This window comes from Aliiglaciecola sp. 3_MG-2023 (assembly GCF_030548205.1).
Lineage (GTDB): Bacteria > Pseudomonadota > Gammaproteobacteria > Enterobacterales > Alteromonadaceae > Aliiglaciecola.
In genome coordinates this window covers 85479-101845 of record NZ_JAUORV010000014.1, presented here as the reverse complement: position 1 = coordinate 101845, position 16367 = coordinate 85479, and the positions used below count along the sequence as shown (strand labels likewise).

The window sequence follows — 16367 nt, the reverse complement described above, 5'->3', positions numbered from 1 at the left end:
AATGCTGACTTGATAAGTTCTAAAATTATAAATATCCGGGAAACGGTGGGTGTCCAAACATGATCGCCCCGGCATTTTGGTAAGTCACCTCGCCCATAAAGGCATGTTGAGTGACCAAATGTGCATCTCTTAAGCAACGAGATAAGGGGTGATCAACATACGCTCCTTGCATGCCAGACAATTGATAAGCAATGCGAGTGGCTTCGGCACATTCTCGTGCCACGTTTGTAGTTGCCAAGCGAATGAGACTAATTTGATCTTTAGTTGGCTCATCGCCTTGCATAATTGCGTCCCAAACTTCGTCAGTAGCTTCATAGAAGAACGCTCTGGATGAACGCACTTTAGCTTCAGCTTTGGCGATATCTATTTGTGCATAATGACGCTCACCTAAGTTAGGTGCGCCAGTAACGGATTTTCGGCCTTTAGCAGATGTAACCACCACATCTATAGCGTCACGAGCAATACCTAAAGCGGTCACAGACAAAACTTGCGCGGCAAATGACAATGAAGGGTACTTAAAAAACGGCGTGTCGACAGTGGGTGTTCCACCACGAACAAAGGTCCATTCTTCGGGTACAAACACATCTTCAACAATTAAATCGAAACTGCCCGTTCCAACCATGCCGTGAACGTTCCAAGTTTTTTCAATTTTAACTTTATCTGCAGGCATAACAGCCATTTTAGGTAATTTGCTGCCATCATCTGGCATAACACCTACACCCAATAATGATGCGCCCATGCAGCCGCTAGCAAATTGCCAACGACCGTTGACTATGTATCCGCCAGTGACCTTTTTTGCTTTTTGTGGTGGGAAAATACCTCCAGCAAAAACGATATCCGCTGACTCTTTCCATACTTCTTTGAGCGTATCCATGGGCAATGCCGCTAAATACGCAGGGTTCATACCAAAACTGGCAACCCATCCAGCTGAACCATCTGCAGCAGAAATAGTTTCAATGGCCTTTAAAAATTCGCTTGGAGTTTTGCCGCTACCACCAAATTCTTCAGGTACAAAAGAGCGATAAATTCCAATATCTTTAAATTGTTCAACAACATCATTTGAAATAAAACGCTGCTCTTCGAATTCACCTCTGCGGGCGCGAATATCAGCGAGTAGTGCATTTACTTTTTCCGGTCCACCCCACTGGGTCATATCCATTGAATTTTTATACATCGTTTTTCTCCACACTTTCAGTGTTGTTGTTATTCGGACGGCTTAATTTTCTAGCTATTTCGCAAAGTAGTTCATCATTTCCTTTGGCACCTACCAGCTGCATTCCTACCGGTTTTCCCAATTCGTTAGTCAATGGGATAGTAATGGCAGGATGCCCAGACAAATTGAAAGGTCTGGTTAAAGAGCTAATCATAAGGTCGTTTTTACCTGCTAATGCATCCACACGTTTAAGTGGGAAAGAGGCCAGTGTTGGTAATACGAGGGCATCAACACCTATTAATGCATCGTCAACTTGCTGGCTGAAATTTTGTCTAATAGTTTCAGCTTCAAAGACGATTTTAGGGTCAATTTGACTTGCCCCTTGCAATCTCATTTCGATATCGCTGCCCAACTCAGCGGTATTGAGTAAGTCACCGAACGCTTGCCACATTTCAAAATTCATTAATTTCAAAGCAGCATCAAATGCGTCCTCTATTAAAGGTAAGGCGGTATGACCCAATTCGACGCTTTCGTTATCAATGGCTTCATTGACTAATTGATTTATTTGGTCGTCGGCGGCGACTTCTACCCGCGCCAGTTTAATCGGTCTATCGATGGAAACAGGGGCAAAGGTACTATCAATACATCCCATTGCTGTAATTAACTTATCCGCCGTGGAAGCTAAGGGGCCAACACAGTCTAACGTTGACTCGACGGGCAAGACCCCTTTGCGACTCACTCGTCCAAAAGTAGGTTTAAAACCAAATACACCGCAACACGCAGCAGGCACTCTAATTGAACCACCGGTATCTGTGCCGATACTGAAATCCACTTTCATTTCAGCAACTGCAACGGCACATCCACTCGATGATCCACCAGGGATATAGTCAGGGTAGAAATAGTTAGTGGGAGTACCGAGATGAGGGTTAACACCGGTCATACCGTATGCCAGCTCATGCATATTTAGCTTACCGACTAATTTCACACCAGATGACAACATAGTTTCCACAACGTCTGCATGTTTTGTGGCCTTAGCATTTTGACTAAGGGCTTTGCTACCGGCTTCGGTAACGAAACCAGCCACATCAATATTATCTTTGATACCCGCAACCAATTGGGTATTTGTGCCAATTTCAAATTTTTTGGTAAATACACACATACTCTTTAATGCCTTGGTTTCGAATACTAATGTTTAAAGACTAATTTAATTTACATGATTATTCAAGTAATTATTTATGTAATAATTCCATTGATAATGACAAAAGAAATAGTCCTATCTAACAATGGGATTAGTTGTTTTCGAGCGAATCTAAATTTAAGAAATAGAGGCTAGCCAGCAGAAATTAACTGGCTATAAAGGTTATTATCATCGAACTCGTAGTTGAAAAACAAAAGCCGCGGCTAATATCAATGGCATAGCAAAAACCACAAAATTGAGCTCCATACTAAAACCGTAGGTAATTAGTAAGCCGCCAACGTATGGGCCAATTACCGCACCAAATCGTCCTAACCCTAGTGCCCAGCCAATGCCTGTTGCCCGTACCTCTGTTGGATACATTTTTGCCGACGTTGAATACAATCCAACATATGCACCTAGTAATAAAAACCCGATGATAAACAGCAGAACAAACAAGTTCATATATTCAAATAAAAAGCCAAATGAAAGCATCGCTAAACCAGATATGGATAAAAAGATACCAATTAACTTAGTCAACCCTATGTTTGCTGCAAACCATCCTAAAAGAAGCGAGCCAACTACCCCACCTCCGTTTAATGCCACAGCAGAAAAAACACTGTCTGACTCACTTAAGCCTTCATTAATAACCAACTTGGGTAACCAACTTAATAGAAAGTAAAGGGAAATAAACACAAACAAGAATGTCAGCCACAACTGTAAAGTTTTGGTTCTAAATTGCGGACTCAATAAGCTAAACACACTGGCTTTACTAATTTTAAATTGTTTATCTTCAACAAATTCAGGTATTGGACTACGCTGCATTTTGAGCAATAACTCATTGACTCGACTCAAAGCGCTTGGGGTTCCTTGCGTTTTCAAAAACTGCAATGATTCCGGCACAACACAATACACCACGACGGCCATGAGTAACGTCACAAGTCCCAAAGTAAAGAACACAATTTCCCATCCATAAAGGGGTAAAATCGGCACCACTATAATACCGCCAATAGTGGCACCTAACGGGAAACCTGCAGAGATAATAGCCACGCTAAAACTTCGATATTTAGTCGGAGTGTATTCTGATGTTAATGCCGTCACATTGGCTAACATGCTACCCACACCTAAACCTGTAATAGTGCGCAGTACGATTAATTGCCAAAAGGCGCTGACCAAGCCAGTTAAAAACATTGAAATACCGATTGCTATCACACTAGCAATCAACATTTTCCGCCTACCGATTTTGTCTGCATAAGGGGCAATTAACATTGCGCCCAACATCATGCCAGCCAGCGTTACACTGAAAACCAAACCTAAATTGGTGGGGTTTATTTGCAATTGTTCACTAACGCGCTGTGCAACAAAGGACATTGAGGTGATATCGAAGCCGTCTAATATCATTAATAGAAATGAAATTAATACGACGAGTATTTGAGTAGTAGATAATTTTCCATCATCCAAAATATGCTCAAATGATTGTATAGCTTGACCTTCTTTCATACATTGCTCTTTCATTGGCAAGTGAATTCACTTTGTAAAAATGCTCGATTAAGTGCGCCCTTAAAGTGCTAATGTAACAACCTTGCATTTACGAGCGCAGCAAACAAGAGAAGTATTTGAGATGCTCAAATTCTTCTCTGCTGCGGATAACCTTGCTTAACTTGCTTAGTAAAAGCTGTATCTAAAAGAGGCATACCATTGGCGACCGCGATCTCTGATGATCTCAGTTGTACCAACATTAGACTCATAACCTGCGGTGATATATTTTTCATCCGTTAGGTTCTTCAGTCCAAAGTCTACGCCATAGGTTTCATCAGGCGAACGCCATAAAACCGTTAAATCAACAATGGTCACTTCAGGTGTGATGATGCCATCTGTGTTGTCTGGGTTATTGTAATATTCAGTATGGTAATTTGCGCTCAAGCGAGCGGTAACAAGTGAACCATTTTCAAACTCCACATCACGAGCCAAACTGACGTTACCTGACCATTCTGGAACATGGTCAAACTTACTATCAACGGTGACAACTGCAGCCAGAGGCGGTTCTACGTCAATATTGGTAAATTTCGCATCTGTGTATCCAACCGCAGCTTCAATAAACCAGTAATCAGCAAAGGCGAGTTTAGATTCAAGTTCAAAACCTGAAATTTCAGCGCTACCGACGTTAGCTTCGAAGAAACCAACAAAACCCGGGTTTTGAGTTCTTACCTGAATATCAGTGTAATCCATTTGGAAAACAGCACCATTGATTGAGAAAGGTCTATCGCTGCTATCGTATTTGAATCCAAGTTCATATGACTCAACGTATTCAGGGCCAAATGACGGTACCGTATCCAACGCTGGGAATATACGTTGTACAAAACCACCAGAACGGAAACCTTCCGTGTACGAGGTATATACCATTAGCTCATCTGTCGCTTTATAGGCTAAGTTAACCATTGGTGTGGTTTCTTGCACATCAATGGAATTTAAACCAAGAGGAAGCAGCAGTGAACCATCTTCAAGACCAATATTGTTGCTGATAACCACTTGAGTTGGGTCGAAAGTTTTTTCTTCGTCGGAATATCTGAGACCTACGGTTAAATCTAACTTTTCAGTAAAACTATAAGTTGCCTGAGCATAAATCGCCGAACTTGTGGTGGTGAAATCATTATCACTGTCGAAGTTAGCAATGGCAAAATCATTAATATTTCGGTTGTTACCCTCTTCATCGAAGTAGTATAAACCGGTAATCCAGTTCAACTTGTCATCTTCAGTCGAACCCATTAATTGAATTTCTTGGGTAAACTGCGACGCTTCGAATGAATCATAAAAGTGGACGACGGTTAATGGTGACGCATCGGCGTCTCTGGCAAACTCAGCATCTAAGTCACGATAAGCGGTAATCGATTTCAATTGCAGATTATCGTTGATGTCCCAAGTAACTTGTAAGTTTGCACCCCATGCAGTGGTATCTGAGTAGGTAGGAGCCGTACCTAAGTTCTCACCTTCAGTGGCATATTGATTGTTGTAACAAATAGGATCAGTAGAAGTAATACCCGCTGGATAACCACAGGTTTCAGCCTGAGTGACATTGTTGTAAAAGCCCGCGAAAGAACCATCAACCAAGGTACCGGCGTCAGCAATTTCAAATGCGGGACCGTTTTCATTTTCAGTGCTGTGATCAAGAATTAAGTTAACTTCGACATCATCCGATGCTTCCCAAAGCAAAGAACCGCGAAATGCCAACATATCATCATCGCCTAAATCTCCGCCTGCAGGACGGCTAACATATCCATCTTGCGTCGCACTTAAGGCAGAAAAATTACCGTACAAGGTGTCAGTCAGTGCACCGTTTACCGATACTTTTAGTTTCGCCAGTGAATCAGTACCTATGGTTGCATCCACATAACCTTCAAAATCTTCTGTGGGCTTTTTGCTGTAAAGGGCTACTGCACCACCCACACTGTTTCGACCAAACAGAGTACCTTGAGGTCCACGCAAAACTTCAACACGGTCAACGTCGAGTAAATCAACTGTGGCACCAACGGTCCGAGCAATATAAACGCCGTCTACGTAAAAACCCACACCGTTATCAATTGTTCCTAAGAAATCACGTTGCCCTACACCACGAATATAAACCGTAGCAACAGATGATGAACCACCTGCGCCTGGGCTATTTTGGTATGTCAGGTTAGGCGTTACACCACCTATTTCAGACACATTTTCAATACCTCGGGCTTCAAGACCGTCTCCTGAAAAAGCGGTCAATGACAATGGAGCCTCTTGCAAACTCTCTTCACGCTTACGCGCTGTAACTTGTATCTTTTCCAACATTGCACCAATACCAGACTTGCTGTCAGCAGCAGCCTCGTCTTCTTGAGCATGTACAGGGGCGATAGCGATAGCTGAAACGACGGCTAAAGACGCGGGAATACGTGCATTAAATATCGTTCTAGTTATTTTATTTAGCTTGCAGTTGAGTGACATAATTGTGCTCCAATGGTTATGTTCTAATTATTCTACTTTTAATTTGTATGAGTTATTACGTTACATGTCAAGTAAAAACTCAACGATAATTGTTTTATTTTTATTCGAAGATGGTTGTTTTTAAAAAATATGATTGTATTTTACGTTTTTTATCAAGTAATATTGCGTGCTTTATTGTGTTAAAAATGTAACTAACATGTTGAATATATGAAAAAAAATACTGATAAACTAAATAAATTCAAACCTGCCTCTGAGAGTTTTGAATTCCAGCAATACCCCTTTTATTGGCTAATGCGAGTAGGCAGCGCCTATTCCATGAGAATGGAAAAGTCCCTTAAAAAACAAGGAATTAACCTTACTGCCTGGCGTATTTTGATGATTCTTCGTGAAATGGGCACCTTAAGCGTTAGCGAGGTTGCTACCCATGCGGTAGCGAAAACCCCGACCATTACAAGAGCGACCTATAATCTTCAAGAGAAAGAGCTTGTTCTTATCCGCACCAGCAAAAATGACGGAAGAGTCTCAATTGTAGAGCTAACTGAAAAAGGCAAAACAGTGATTGCTAATATTATCGAGAACTCGCAAAAACTCTTCGATAATATTTATGAAGATTTCAGCGCAGATCAAATAGAAACTTTCAACAGCACACTACAAAAGCTGTTCCTCAATTTAGACGAAGCTTAGTTTAATACAGGCAACACTTACTGAACTCTAGGCCCAGTCAATGGGCCCCGCCGTTCACTTAGTTAACGCTTAGATAGTTTCTTCAGCCAACTTATCATGGGCTCGTTTAATAACGTAGGCACGAATGGCTTCCACGTCACTCTCTTCTAAAATTTGCTTAAATGACACCATTCCTTTGGACGATAATGCGCCACCAAGCACCACACTCTTCCACGCTTCATTGTTCAAGTTGAACGGGCTGTAACGTAAATCGGGTAATACACCGCCAGACACCACAGTATCACCGTGGCAGTTAAAGCAGAATTGCTGATAGGTTGCTCTACCGTGATTTACGATATCGTCACTGGCTGTTTGTGGCGGCGGATTGAGATCTCGCTTTACCACATTTAGCGGAGGGAGTTGTTTATCCCCACCTAATTTAAATACTAGCACGCGATTAACTTTATTGGCAGCAGAGTCGGCAACCGCTTCACCCAGTAATAACGGCATAATACCGCCCCAGCCTGCCAAAATCGCAACATATTGTTCACCGTCTATTGCATAGGTCACAGGCGCCGCAACAATGCCAGTTTGAGCATTAAACGACCACATCTTGTCACCGTTTTTCGCATTATAAGCATTAAAATTACCAATACCATTACCTTGGAATAGTAATCCACCAGCGGTAGACAACGCCCCCCCATTCCAAGACACTTTGTGTTCAACTGACCAAGCCGCTTCTTGTTTCACCGGATCCCATGCCAATAAATAGCCTTTTAGCATTGCTTTAATTGCTTTGCGGATATTCACATCTTCAGGCATCGCACCAGCAACACCATCGATACCAAGGTTTACGCCGATAGGATTATGTTGGAAGTTGGGATCACTTTGAAAGTTAAAGGGTAAATCCATCGCAGGGATATACACTAACCCCGTATCTGGACTGTAACTCATGGAGTGCCAGCTGTGTCCACCAAATGGACTGGGTAAGCCCATGAAGTTTTCTTGTTTATAGCGAGCACCAGGGACCACTGCCGGTCTACCCGTTTGTTTGTCGACGTGGGTTGCCCAACTGACGTTGACAAAAGGTTCCGCTGACAAAAATTCGCCCGTTTCTCGGTCCAATACATAGAAGAACCCGTTTTTAGGCGCTTGCATAATCACTTTACGTAACTTGCCATCCAGCTCCATATCGGCCAACACCATTTGTTGAGCAGCGGTGTAATCCCAGCTATCTCCAGGTGTTGTTTGATAATGCCATACATATTCACCAGTATCAGGACGCACCGCGACTATTGAAGATAGAAAAAGATTATCGCCACCTTCTGGGCTGCGAATATTTTGATTCCACGGCGAACCATTTCCCACACCTATGTAAAGCAAATTAAGCTCAGGATCATAAGACATGGAATCCCAAACGGTTCCGCCACCGCCAAGTTTCCACCATTGCCCTGTCCAGGTTTTCGCTGCCATTTCCAAAATGGGATTTTCAAACGGCTTACTAGGATCGCCTGGTACTGTGTAAAAACGCCAGTTCTGCGCGCCCGTTTCTGCGTCATAAGCCGACACAAACCCGCGAACACCAAATTCACCACCACCATTACCAATGATGACATTGCCTTTCACCACCCGAGGTGCACCAGTAATGGAGTAAGGAATGTCTGTAGGAGTGGTTTGCACCTCCCATACCAGTGAGCCATCTTTGGCATTTACTGCCACTAATCTTCCGTCCAGAGTACCCGCAAAAACTTTGTCTGCATAAACGGCAACGCCGCGATTAACCACGTCACAGCATAAGTTAACCGCCCACTCCGGGGGCACTTTAGGATCATATTTCCATAATAAACTACCGGTTTTAGCATCTAGGGCATAAATACGACTCCAGTTGCCGGTAACATACATTACGCCATCAACCACTATAGGTGTGGCCTCTAAACCGCGGGTTCCCTGTAAATCAAAATCCCACTGCAAACCTAGATGTTCAATATTATTTAGGTTTATCTGCTCCAAAGAACTAAATCGTTGTTCTTTATAGGTACCGCCATGGGTTAACCAGTTCTGGGGTTCGGAATCAGCATTAACCAACCTTTCATCTGTGATGCCAGGAATTAGCCGATTTTGCGGGGTCACGCCCTGCTGTGAGCTTGGTTTAGTGTCAGATAACGACGGGTCGTCTTGCTTTGCGCTGTCACAACCAGATGCACCCAGTATCGACAATATGATGAAAGAAATTTTGATAGTTGATGAGTATTTTTTTAGGAATAGATTACCCATGTGTGGCCCTTTAAATGAGATTCTTATTATTTGTCTTAGCACAGTAAATGATAAAGGGATGACTCACTATCCGAATTCGCGCTCAACTATCCATTTTTGATAACAATTGACAGCAAAGGAACAATGACGTAAAAAAAACAAGACGAACAAAATAAGAAAACAAAATGAACTCCAACGTACCCCTGCATCAGTTTTCTCGGTTTTCGTCGACAAATGTAGATGAAACCTTGAGAAACGTAACCAATGTATTTTGTCCTCATCAGTTTGAGTTGCTTGAGCATGCCCGTTCATTTGCAGCGCAATTAAATGAAGCTAAATTTTCCCAATCAGCCCTTGTATATATTTCCTACGGTACAGCCGTGAACATTCAAACGGAGCAATTGGGTAATTGTTTTCTTATTCAAGTGCCTTGGCAAGGTCAAGCTGAGGTAGCAGTGGAAAATGTCATAACTCATATTCAACCAGGCATTGCCAGTGTTGTTTCCCCCGAGCAAGCGATGAATATGCGTTGGTCAAATGACTGTAGTTTTTTTACTGTTCGATTAGATAGGCAAAAAGTTGAACGTAAACTCAGCCAATTAATTGGCCACGAATTGCATGATCCCCTGACCTTTGATACCAAGTTTGATCTAACCACTGCCGAGGGTAAAAGTTGGATGAACGCTGTTAATTTTGCTAAACAGCAATTGGAACTTCCGCTAAATCCCATTATCGCCAAGCCCCTGCTGCAACAAATTGAAGACACCCTATGTTTAATGTTACTGCAATTGCCCCATCACAACTATCGCGACAAACTGAATGTGGGACACGATAACGTCACACCACGTTCGGTGAAACGGGCGAGAGACTATATTCACGACAATATTCACCTTGATATTTCCCTAGAACAACTCGCGATGGTTACTGGCGTGGTACCTTCTACGTTAAACAAGCATTTTAGCCATTTCATTGGGCAATCTCCGATGAAATATATTCGAGGGCAAAAACTAGCAGCGGTGCATGAGGTATTGCAGTCCTCAAATGAGAATGTAAGTGTGACTGATGTGGCGATTAAATATGGCTTTAACCACTTGGGAAGGTTTGCCGAATATTACAAACGCCGGTATGGGGAACGTCCATCAGATACACTTCAACGTTCAAAATAATTGATAAACAACCGAGTACTTCCCAGCTTATTTAAAAAAGGATAGCTTTGCACTCCAAAGCTATCCTCTTATTAGGTTCCAGTAAATTAAAGCTTACTGACTTTTATCGTCTGTACCGAGGTGTATTCTTCAAGGCCCAATTGACCAAACTCAACACCAAGACCAGACTGTTTGACCCCACCAAAAGGTGCATCCGGTTGTACGTTGCCATGTTCATTGATCCATACCGAACCGGTCTCTAAACGTGATGCCAAAGAATAAGCCAGTTCTGGGTTAGAAGACCAAATTGATCCCCCGAGGCCAAATTGATTGTCATTCGCCATGTTAATCGCATCATCGATGTTGGTGTATTTAATTATGGGCAACACAGGTCCAAATTGTTCTTCATCCACTAACCGTGAACCATTGGATATATCACCAATAATGGTAGGCGGGAAAAAGTAACCATCCCCTTCTCTTACCTTGCCACCAGCCAGAAGCTTGGCACCATTGGCGAGGGCATCTTCAGTCAGCTCAATGACTTTGTCTAATTGCGCTTTATTTTGTACCGGTCCAAATTCAATGCCTTCTTCCATGCCATTTCCGACTTTTACCGTATTGGCAAATTCAACGAGTGCATTGCATACATCATCGTAAATTGATTCATGCACATATAAGCGTTTTAAACAGGCGCATGTTTGACCATTGTTATGGAAACAAGACAAAAATAAGTTTTGAGCTATGGCCTTTAAATCCGCATCGGGTAGCACTATGCCAGCATCATTGCCACCTAACTCTAAGGTTAAGCGCTTTAAGTTACTTGAAGCCAAGCCCATTATTTTTTTACCCGTTGGCGTTGAACCGGTGAAGACTATTTTATTGATATCTGGATGGGCTGAAATTGCGTTACCTACGTCTGCATCACCGGTGATCACATTAAGTACACCTGGTGGTAAAACGGTATTGGCTAATTCTACAAATCGCATAGTGGCAACAGGTGTTAAAGGTGACGGTTTAATAATAACTGTGTTACCTGTTTTTAATGCGGGGATAACATGCCAAATAGCGATTAATAATGGCCAGTTCCAAGGGGTGATAGATGCTACCACACCCAAAGGCTTTCGATGTACTTCCACTCTGGCTTCATCATTATCTTGTATTACTTTAACCGGTGTAGAAAAGCTGCAGGTAGCTTGAATCCACGCCATAGAACCACCGACTTCCATGCCCGAACCTATCCCACCAAAGCCGTTAAAAGGTTTGCCATTCTCTTGAGTTATAAGTCCCATAATCTCAGGCATATTGCTTTCAAGTAAGCCAACCAAGGCGTTCATTTTTTCAATTCTGGTTTCTTCTGGCAGCTGACTCCATTCAGGAAAAGCATTTTTTGCTGCAACAACAGCCTCATCGAGTGTGCTTACATCGCCTAAAGCACAAGTCGCAAACGGCACGCCTAAAGCCGGGTTAATAACATCGAACGTTTTCCCAGATGTGTGGCTTTTGCCATTTATGGTCATGTTAAATTGTTGCATATTTTTATCCTTATTTTTTTCATAAAACAAAATCTAAACTTTTCAGTACATCAAGCTACCTGAATTCGGACGATAAATAAACATTAAATTTCACGTTATATTTCACCTTAAAAGTCACAATACTTTTCAACAAATAGGAAAATATACAATTTTCCTTTCATCGATTGCACCTTGAACATTTAAAAATAGAGAGAAGGAAAAACGGAATAATAGATGGGCTATCACCCCGAAATTGGCTGAGTAAAAAAGGTAAAGACTACAAAAACAGCCTGCAATTTTTACTCAATGCACAAGGAACACTCCCCATAAACGGTAAGTCAAATGCCTGCATTGTCCCCCAAACGGCGCTTTTGGTCAGGTGGAATACCCTTTGCTTATTAATCGCTAACATTACGAACCTGGAAGTAACGAGTGCGACCTCGCGTTTCAGGACATCTTAAATATACGCAAATAGCGTTGCAATTAAGGAGCTTAAAATGGCAATTGTTAAATGGGCAACCGCAAAATACGAAGGATTTGGTAAAGACGGTAAAGGTCAGGTCACGATGGAATCAGGAGCCTTGCAGGATCATCCATATGGATTTAACACTCGATTTGAAGATAAATCTGGCACCAACCCCGAAGAGCAGATCGCAGTAGCGCAGGCCTCATGTTTCACCATGGCACTATCAATGGGATTGGCAGAATTGGGGTTCAATAAAGGAACATTGGAAACCAAAGCAGCGATTACGTTGGTGAAAGATGATGACGGTTTTTCCATTACGAAATCTGAAATAACCTTAGATGCACTGGTACTTGGCATGGGTGCAGAGGAATTTGAAAAAGCGGCGGTTGAAGCCAAGCTAAACTGCCCGATTTCAAAGTTGCTAAACTGTGACATCACACTGGATATTACTAGCTTTAACAACAACTAATTCCCAGTTCATGCATTGACGAAGGTAGCCCATTGGGCTACCTCATCAAATTATTGGGTTGATGTCAGACACATTTCTCGAAAATCCCTTCCCCCAAAAAGCGCCCTAAATTATAGGGATTGAACAATTAACTAAAAATACAATTGAAATTACTTACCGACCGGTATATTATTACTTTCATACCAAGTGGTACATTAATACTTAATGCTAGATATAAACGTTATTGGAAATCAATAAATCTATAAATATCAAATACCTGAGCATTACTAGTGCCACCTTTAATTGTGGTATTAGGGTGATTTAGATTTTAGTTATTTGCGACTTTCTATCATTGCCAAATTCCACGGTTAAACAAATTAAAGTGGTGTGTAAACACTTTACTAGTGGTCACCACAGAAGTTCCTTATGCATGTAATTAACTAAGAGGTACAAAGTTCGAAAATGTACAAAAATCTATCATTTTTATCTGTTCTATCGCGCTTAATAGTCGGTGTATTCATGTTTAACGCATACTTACCTTTAGCCAATGCAGACATGAATGACTTTTCAAACGAGCCAACCTATAACTATGTAAGATCACAAGCTGTTGCCGCAGATCTACTGTTAGGATCTGACGATATCACTGGCGTTCGATTGGCTTACAGGCCTTACGTTTATGAATTAAATGATGTGCCTTTTTTTGATCAACTGGATATTTATTGGGAAGTGAGTGCAAATTTCTGGGAATATGGCGAACATAATAATCATGCAACTAACTTTGTACTCGCCCTTTCTCCTGTAGTGAGTAAAACTTTTTATCACATTGATAATAAATACCCCCTCAAATGGGAATTTGGCATTGGTATATCTATGGTCGACGACACACATTTTGCCGGTAAAGACATTGGCTCACATTATCAGTTTGAGGATAGATTGGGGTTAGTCGTGGACTTTGGAAAGAACTTAAAACAATCTGTGTCTGTGCGTTATATGCATTATAGTAACGGGGGTTTAAACAGTAATAATCCTGGCGTAGACTTTTTGAACATCTCTTATGCGTTTAAATTTATTTAAACGCTAGGGTTAATTGGCTGAAGGGTCGTTGCCAAAACTTAACGTCACCATTAGCCCCGACATCTAAAATGTGAATCAATTAAAAAGACTTTAGTATGCGCTGCTGGACATCTAGGTGTTCAGCTAGCTTACAGCGGTTACCCTATCCACAGTATGGAGCTCCTTTGCTAGCAAATTGGTGCGCGCTAAACTTTTTCACCTTGCTAGCACCGTCACATCATACAAGTAATAACTTCAGCCCCTGGGGAAACTTGCTAGGGCTAACTGAGCGACCTCATTCAATTGAGCTTCTGTCGCACCGCTGCTGGCTTGAATAGAAATCCCTTGAATTATCGTATTTAAGTAACGAGCTAAAGCGGCAGGATCTGCACTTTTCGGCAAATCACCTTGTTCAATGGCCAATTCAAATCGAGCTTGAACTTTCTCTTGGCTTTGCTGACGACGCTTTATCAGCTCTTCTTTCACACCGGCAGCAGCTTCACTGCAGGCCAATGCACCTTGGACCATCACGCACCCTTGAGGATGAGTTGAATCAGACATATTTTTAGCCGCACCAAGCAGCATCGCTTCTGCTACTTTATAAGCCGTTGGTTGCTCTAATGCGGGTTTAAAAAAGCTGCAAGGACGATTTTCATAAAACTCTATGGCTTGCAGAAACAATTGCTCTTTATTACCAAAAGCAGAGTACATACTGGGTTTATTGATCCCCATAGCACTGGTTAAGTCAGACAATGATGCACCGTCAAACCCTTTAATCCAAAATACCTCTAAGGCTTTTTCAAGCGCAGTTTGCTTATCAAAAGCTCTTGGTCTGCCTACTGCGGCAGAACAACTTGCGGCACTCATAAGTCGCCTCCTAATGTAAATGCTTTGTTATTGTAAACTGGCAAATACCCCTTGTCTATAAAGGGTTATTTACTCTTTAGTACAAAAATCACACCACGCAACAATTAATGGTTTATTGAAAATACCCACTTTGAGGAATGCTGAGTTGAGCTTAACCCTGTATGCGATGGGCGCTGAGGTTAATTTCCTAAGCTTGCACAACCTATCCCCTTTCCTTCCTTTGACTCACCTAAACAAACTTCATTCCCTAGTGATTATAAAAAATCGTTCTTAACTATAAATAAAATAACTTACCGATTAGTACAAAATAGATTGACTGTATGTTTTGTTTCTATATTCTTACCGACCAGTACATAAATATCAAGTATTAAAAATAATCTAACGATGAACATATTAAATTTAAAGGAACTGAGATTCATGATTACAACACACAATATTCAAAATTGGCTAATGGGTGGCGTAGCCAGCCTAGTGTTAGTTGCTTGTGGCAGCCCCGATGCCTCACAGCATTCTTCCGCTCCCGTTGCTCCGCAAGTTAGTGTTGCTGAAGTAGTTAATGAACGCATTACTGAATTGGATGAGTTCACTGGGCGTTTACAAGCGCCACAAACTGTTACTTTAGTACCACGGGTTTCCGGTTACATTGAAAACGTTTTGTTTGAAGAAGGGACAATTGTCAATAAAGGCGAAGTGTTGTTTCAAATTGATCCGCGTGCATTCCAAGCCGAGGTAGATCGGCTAAAAGCTGATCTTCAAAGCGCCCAAAGCGCATTTATTCAAGCTAAAAATGACTATGATCGCGCTAAAACATTAAGTGAACAACGGGCTTTATCCATTGAAACCCTCGATGGTCGCTTAGCTCGCAAGCAACAAGCGGGTTCGGCCGTCGTGTCAGTAAAAGCCGCATTGGAAAAGGCTGAGCTTGACTTATCTTACACTCGAGTAACCGCACCTATAACCGGACGTGTCTCTTATGCACAAATTACCGAAGGCAATTTCGTCACTGCCGGACAAAGCATTCTAACCAGTTTGGTATCTACAGATAAAATGTATGCTTATTTCGATGTAGATGAGCAAACCTACCTTAAATACACACAACTAGCAGAATCAGGTCAACGTTCAGATACCCGTGATACAAGTGGAAATCCAGTTTACATGGCCTTAGCCAGTGAGACGAACTTTGAACACACAGGCAGTATCGATTTTGTTGATAACGCGGTAAACCAACAAACCGGTACAATTCGAATCCGAGCCAGCTTCCCGAATCATGACCATAGTTTATTACCGGGTTTATTCACCCGCGTGAAGTTAACCGCAAGTAACTCATATGAAGGTATCTTAATTGATGAAAAAGCAGTAGGCACTGATCTAAATAGAAAGTTTGTTTTGCTCGTGAACCAAGACAATCAACTCGAATACCGTAATGTTGTATTGGGAGAAAAGATCTACGGGCTACGCATCGTCACAGATGGTCTAAAGCCTGAAGATATTATTGTCGTAAATGGCTTGCAACGTGTTCGCCCAAATATGCAAATTCAACCTAAATTTGTCGAAATGACCTCAAAAGAGGTGCTTACCGCCCTTCGCCAGCAACAAAAGTTACTTGATCAAGCAAGCAATGAATTAACGGCGCAGACTGACGCTAATTTTATTGATCGTGGCTAA

12 protein-coding genes are annotated in these 16367 nt (G+C 41.9%); 5 read left to right on the top strand and 7 right to left on the bottom strand.

The window, feature by feature from the left end; genetic code table 11:
• Positions 1-25: 25 nt before the first annotated feature.
• The 4 genes from Q4574_RS15750 to Q4574_RS15735 all read right to left on the bottom strand — a co-directional run bounded on the left by Q4574_RS15750 (position 26) and on the right by Q4574_RS15735 (position 6296).
• Complete coding sequence (locus tag Q4574_RS15750) at positions 26-1174, bottom strand: acyl-CoA dehydrogenase family protein (protein WP_303475201.1); 1149 nt, start codon at positions 1172-1174, stop codon at positions 26-28.
• Complete coding sequence (locus Q4574_RS15745; protein WP_303475200.1) at positions 1167-2312, bottom strand: amidase; 1146 nt, start codon at positions 2310-2312, stop codon at positions 1167-1169. Before Q4574_RS15745 ends, Q4574_RS15750 begins: the two co-directional genes overlap by 8 nt.
• A 207-nt stretch (positions 2313-2519) precedes the next feature.
• The gene (locus Q4574_RS15740; RefSeq protein ID WP_303475198.1) at positions 2520-3827 is read right to left on the bottom strand and encodes an MFS transporter; all 1308 of its coding nucleotides are present in this window, start codon (positions 3825-3827) and stop codon (positions 2520-2522) included.
• Between the two features lie 165 nt (positions 3828-3992).
• On the bottom strand, positions 3993-6296 hold the full coding sequence (locus Q4574_RS15735) for a TonB-dependent receptor (RefSeq protein ID WP_303475197.1): 2304 nt from the start codon (positions 6294-6296) through the stop codon (positions 3993-3995).
• Positions 6297-6503: 207 nt separating this feature from the next.
• On the opposite strand from Q4574_RS15735, the gene Q4574_RS15730 reads away from it, so the two are divergent.
• On the top strand, positions 6504-6980 hold the full coding sequence (locus tag Q4574_RS15730; protein ID WP_303475195.1) for a MarR family winged helix-turn-helix transcriptional regulator: 477 nt from the start codon (positions 6504-6506) through the stop codon (positions 6978-6980).
• Positions 6981-7049: 69 nt separating this feature from the next.
• On the opposite strand, the gene Q4574_RS15725 is transcribed toward Q4574_RS15730, so the two are convergent.
• The gene (locus tag Q4574_RS15725) at positions 7050-9233 is read right to left on the bottom strand and encodes a PQQ-dependent dehydrogenase, methanol/ethanol family (protein WP_303475192.1); all 2184 of its coding nucleotides are present in this window, start codon (positions 9231-9233) and stop codon (positions 7050-7052) included.
• 164 nt (positions 9234-9397) lie between these two features.
• On the opposite strand from Q4574_RS15725, the gene Q4574_RS15720 reads away from it, so the two are divergent.
• Positions 9398-10378, top strand: a complete 981-nt coding sequence (locus Q4574_RS15720) for an AraC family transcriptional regulator (protein WP_303475190.1) — start codon at positions 9398-9400, stop codon at positions 10376-10378.
• A gap of 86 nt (positions 10379-10464) precedes the next feature.
• Here Q4574_RS15720 and Q4574_RS15715 read toward each other — a convergent pair whose 3' ends face one another.
• Positions 10465-11889: an aldehyde dehydrogenase family protein gene (locus Q4574_RS15715; protein WP_303475189.1), complete on the bottom strand. Its 1425-nt coding sequence runs from the start codon at positions 11887-11889 to the stop codon at positions 10465-10467.
• Between the two features lie 476 nt (positions 11890-12365).
• Here Q4574_RS15715 and Q4574_RS15710 point away from each other — a divergent pair, with 476 nt between their 5' ends.
• Both Q4574_RS15710 and Q4574_RS15705 read left to right on the top strand, forming a co-directional pair.
• Positions 12366-12803 (top strand): OsmC family protein, encoded by a 438-nt coding sequence (locus Q4574_RS15710; protein WP_303475188.1) that lies wholly within the window; start codon positions 12366-12368, stop codon positions 12801-12803.
• 534 nt (positions 12804-13337) lie between these two features.
• Complete coding sequence (locus Q4574_RS15705) at positions 13338-13856, top strand: acyloxyacyl hydrolase (RefSeq protein WP_303475300.1); 519 nt, start codon at positions 13338-13340, stop codon at positions 13854-13856.
• Positions 13857-14090: 234 nt separating this feature from the next.
• Here Q4574_RS15705 and Q4574_RS15700 read toward each other — a convergent pair whose 3' ends face one another.
• Positions 14091-14702, bottom strand: a complete 612-nt coding sequence (locus tag Q4574_RS15700) for a TetR/AcrR family transcriptional regulator (protein ID WP_303475186.1) — start codon at positions 14700-14702, stop codon at positions 14091-14093.
• A gap of 417 nt (positions 14703-15119) precedes the next feature.
• On the opposite strand from Q4574_RS15700, the gene Q4574_RS15695 reads away from it, so the two are divergent.
• The gene (locus Q4574_RS15695; RefSeq protein WP_303475185.1) at positions 15120-16367 is read left to right on the top strand and encodes an efflux RND transporter periplasmic adaptor subunit; all 1248 of its coding nucleotides are present in this window, start codon (positions 15120-15122) and stop codon (positions 16365-16367) included.

Bases quoted from the DNA above. Each gene is read 5' to 3' on its own strand.
- Q4574_RS15695 (WP_303475185.1), top strand. From the start codon at position 15,120: ATGATTACAACACACAATATTCAAAATTGGCTAATGGGTGGCGTAGCC.
- Q4574_RS15705 (WP_303475300.1), top strand. From the start codon at position 13,338: ATGAATGACTTTTCAAACGAGCCAACCTATAACTATGTAAGATCACAA.
- Q4574_RS15720 (WP_303475190.1), top strand. From the start codon at position 9,398: ATGAACTCCAACGTACCCCTGCATCAGTTTTCTCGGTTTTCGTCGACA.
- Q4574_RS15700 (WP_303475186.1), bottom strand. From the start codon at position 14,702: ATGAGTGCCGCAAGTTGTTCTGCCGCAGTAGGCAGACCAAGAGCTTTT.
- Q4574_RS15715 (WP_303475189.1), bottom strand. From the start codon at position 11,889: ATGCAACAATTTAACATGACCATAAATGGCAAAAGCCACACATCTGGG.
- Q4574_RS15735 (WP_303475197.1), bottom strand. From the start codon at position 6,296: ATGTCACTCAACTGCAAGCTAAATAAAATAACTAGAACGATATTTAAT.
- Q4574_RS15750 (WP_303475201.1), bottom strand. From the start codon at position 1,174: ATGTATAAAAATTCAATGGATATGACCCAGTGGGGTGGACCGGAAAAA.
- Q4574_RS15730 (WP_303475195.1), top strand. From the start codon at position 6,504: ATGAAAAAAAATACTGATAAACTAAATAAATTCAAACCTGCCTCTGAG.
- Q4574_RS15725 (WP_303475192.1), bottom strand. From the start codon at position 9,233: ATGGGTAATCTATTCCTAAAAAAATACTCATCAACTATCAAAATTTCT.
- Q4574_RS15745 (WP_303475200.1), bottom strand. From the start codon at position 2,312: ATGTGTGTATTTACCAAAAAATTTGAAATTGGCACAAATACCCAATTG.
- Q4574_RS15740 (WP_303475198.1), bottom strand. From the start codon at position 3,827: ATGAAAGAAGGTCAAGCTATACAATCATTTGAGCATATTTTGGATGAT.
- Q4574_RS15710 (WP_303475188.1), top strand. From the start codon at position 12,366: ATGGCAATTGTTAAATGGGCAACCGCAAAATACGAAGGATTTGGTAAA.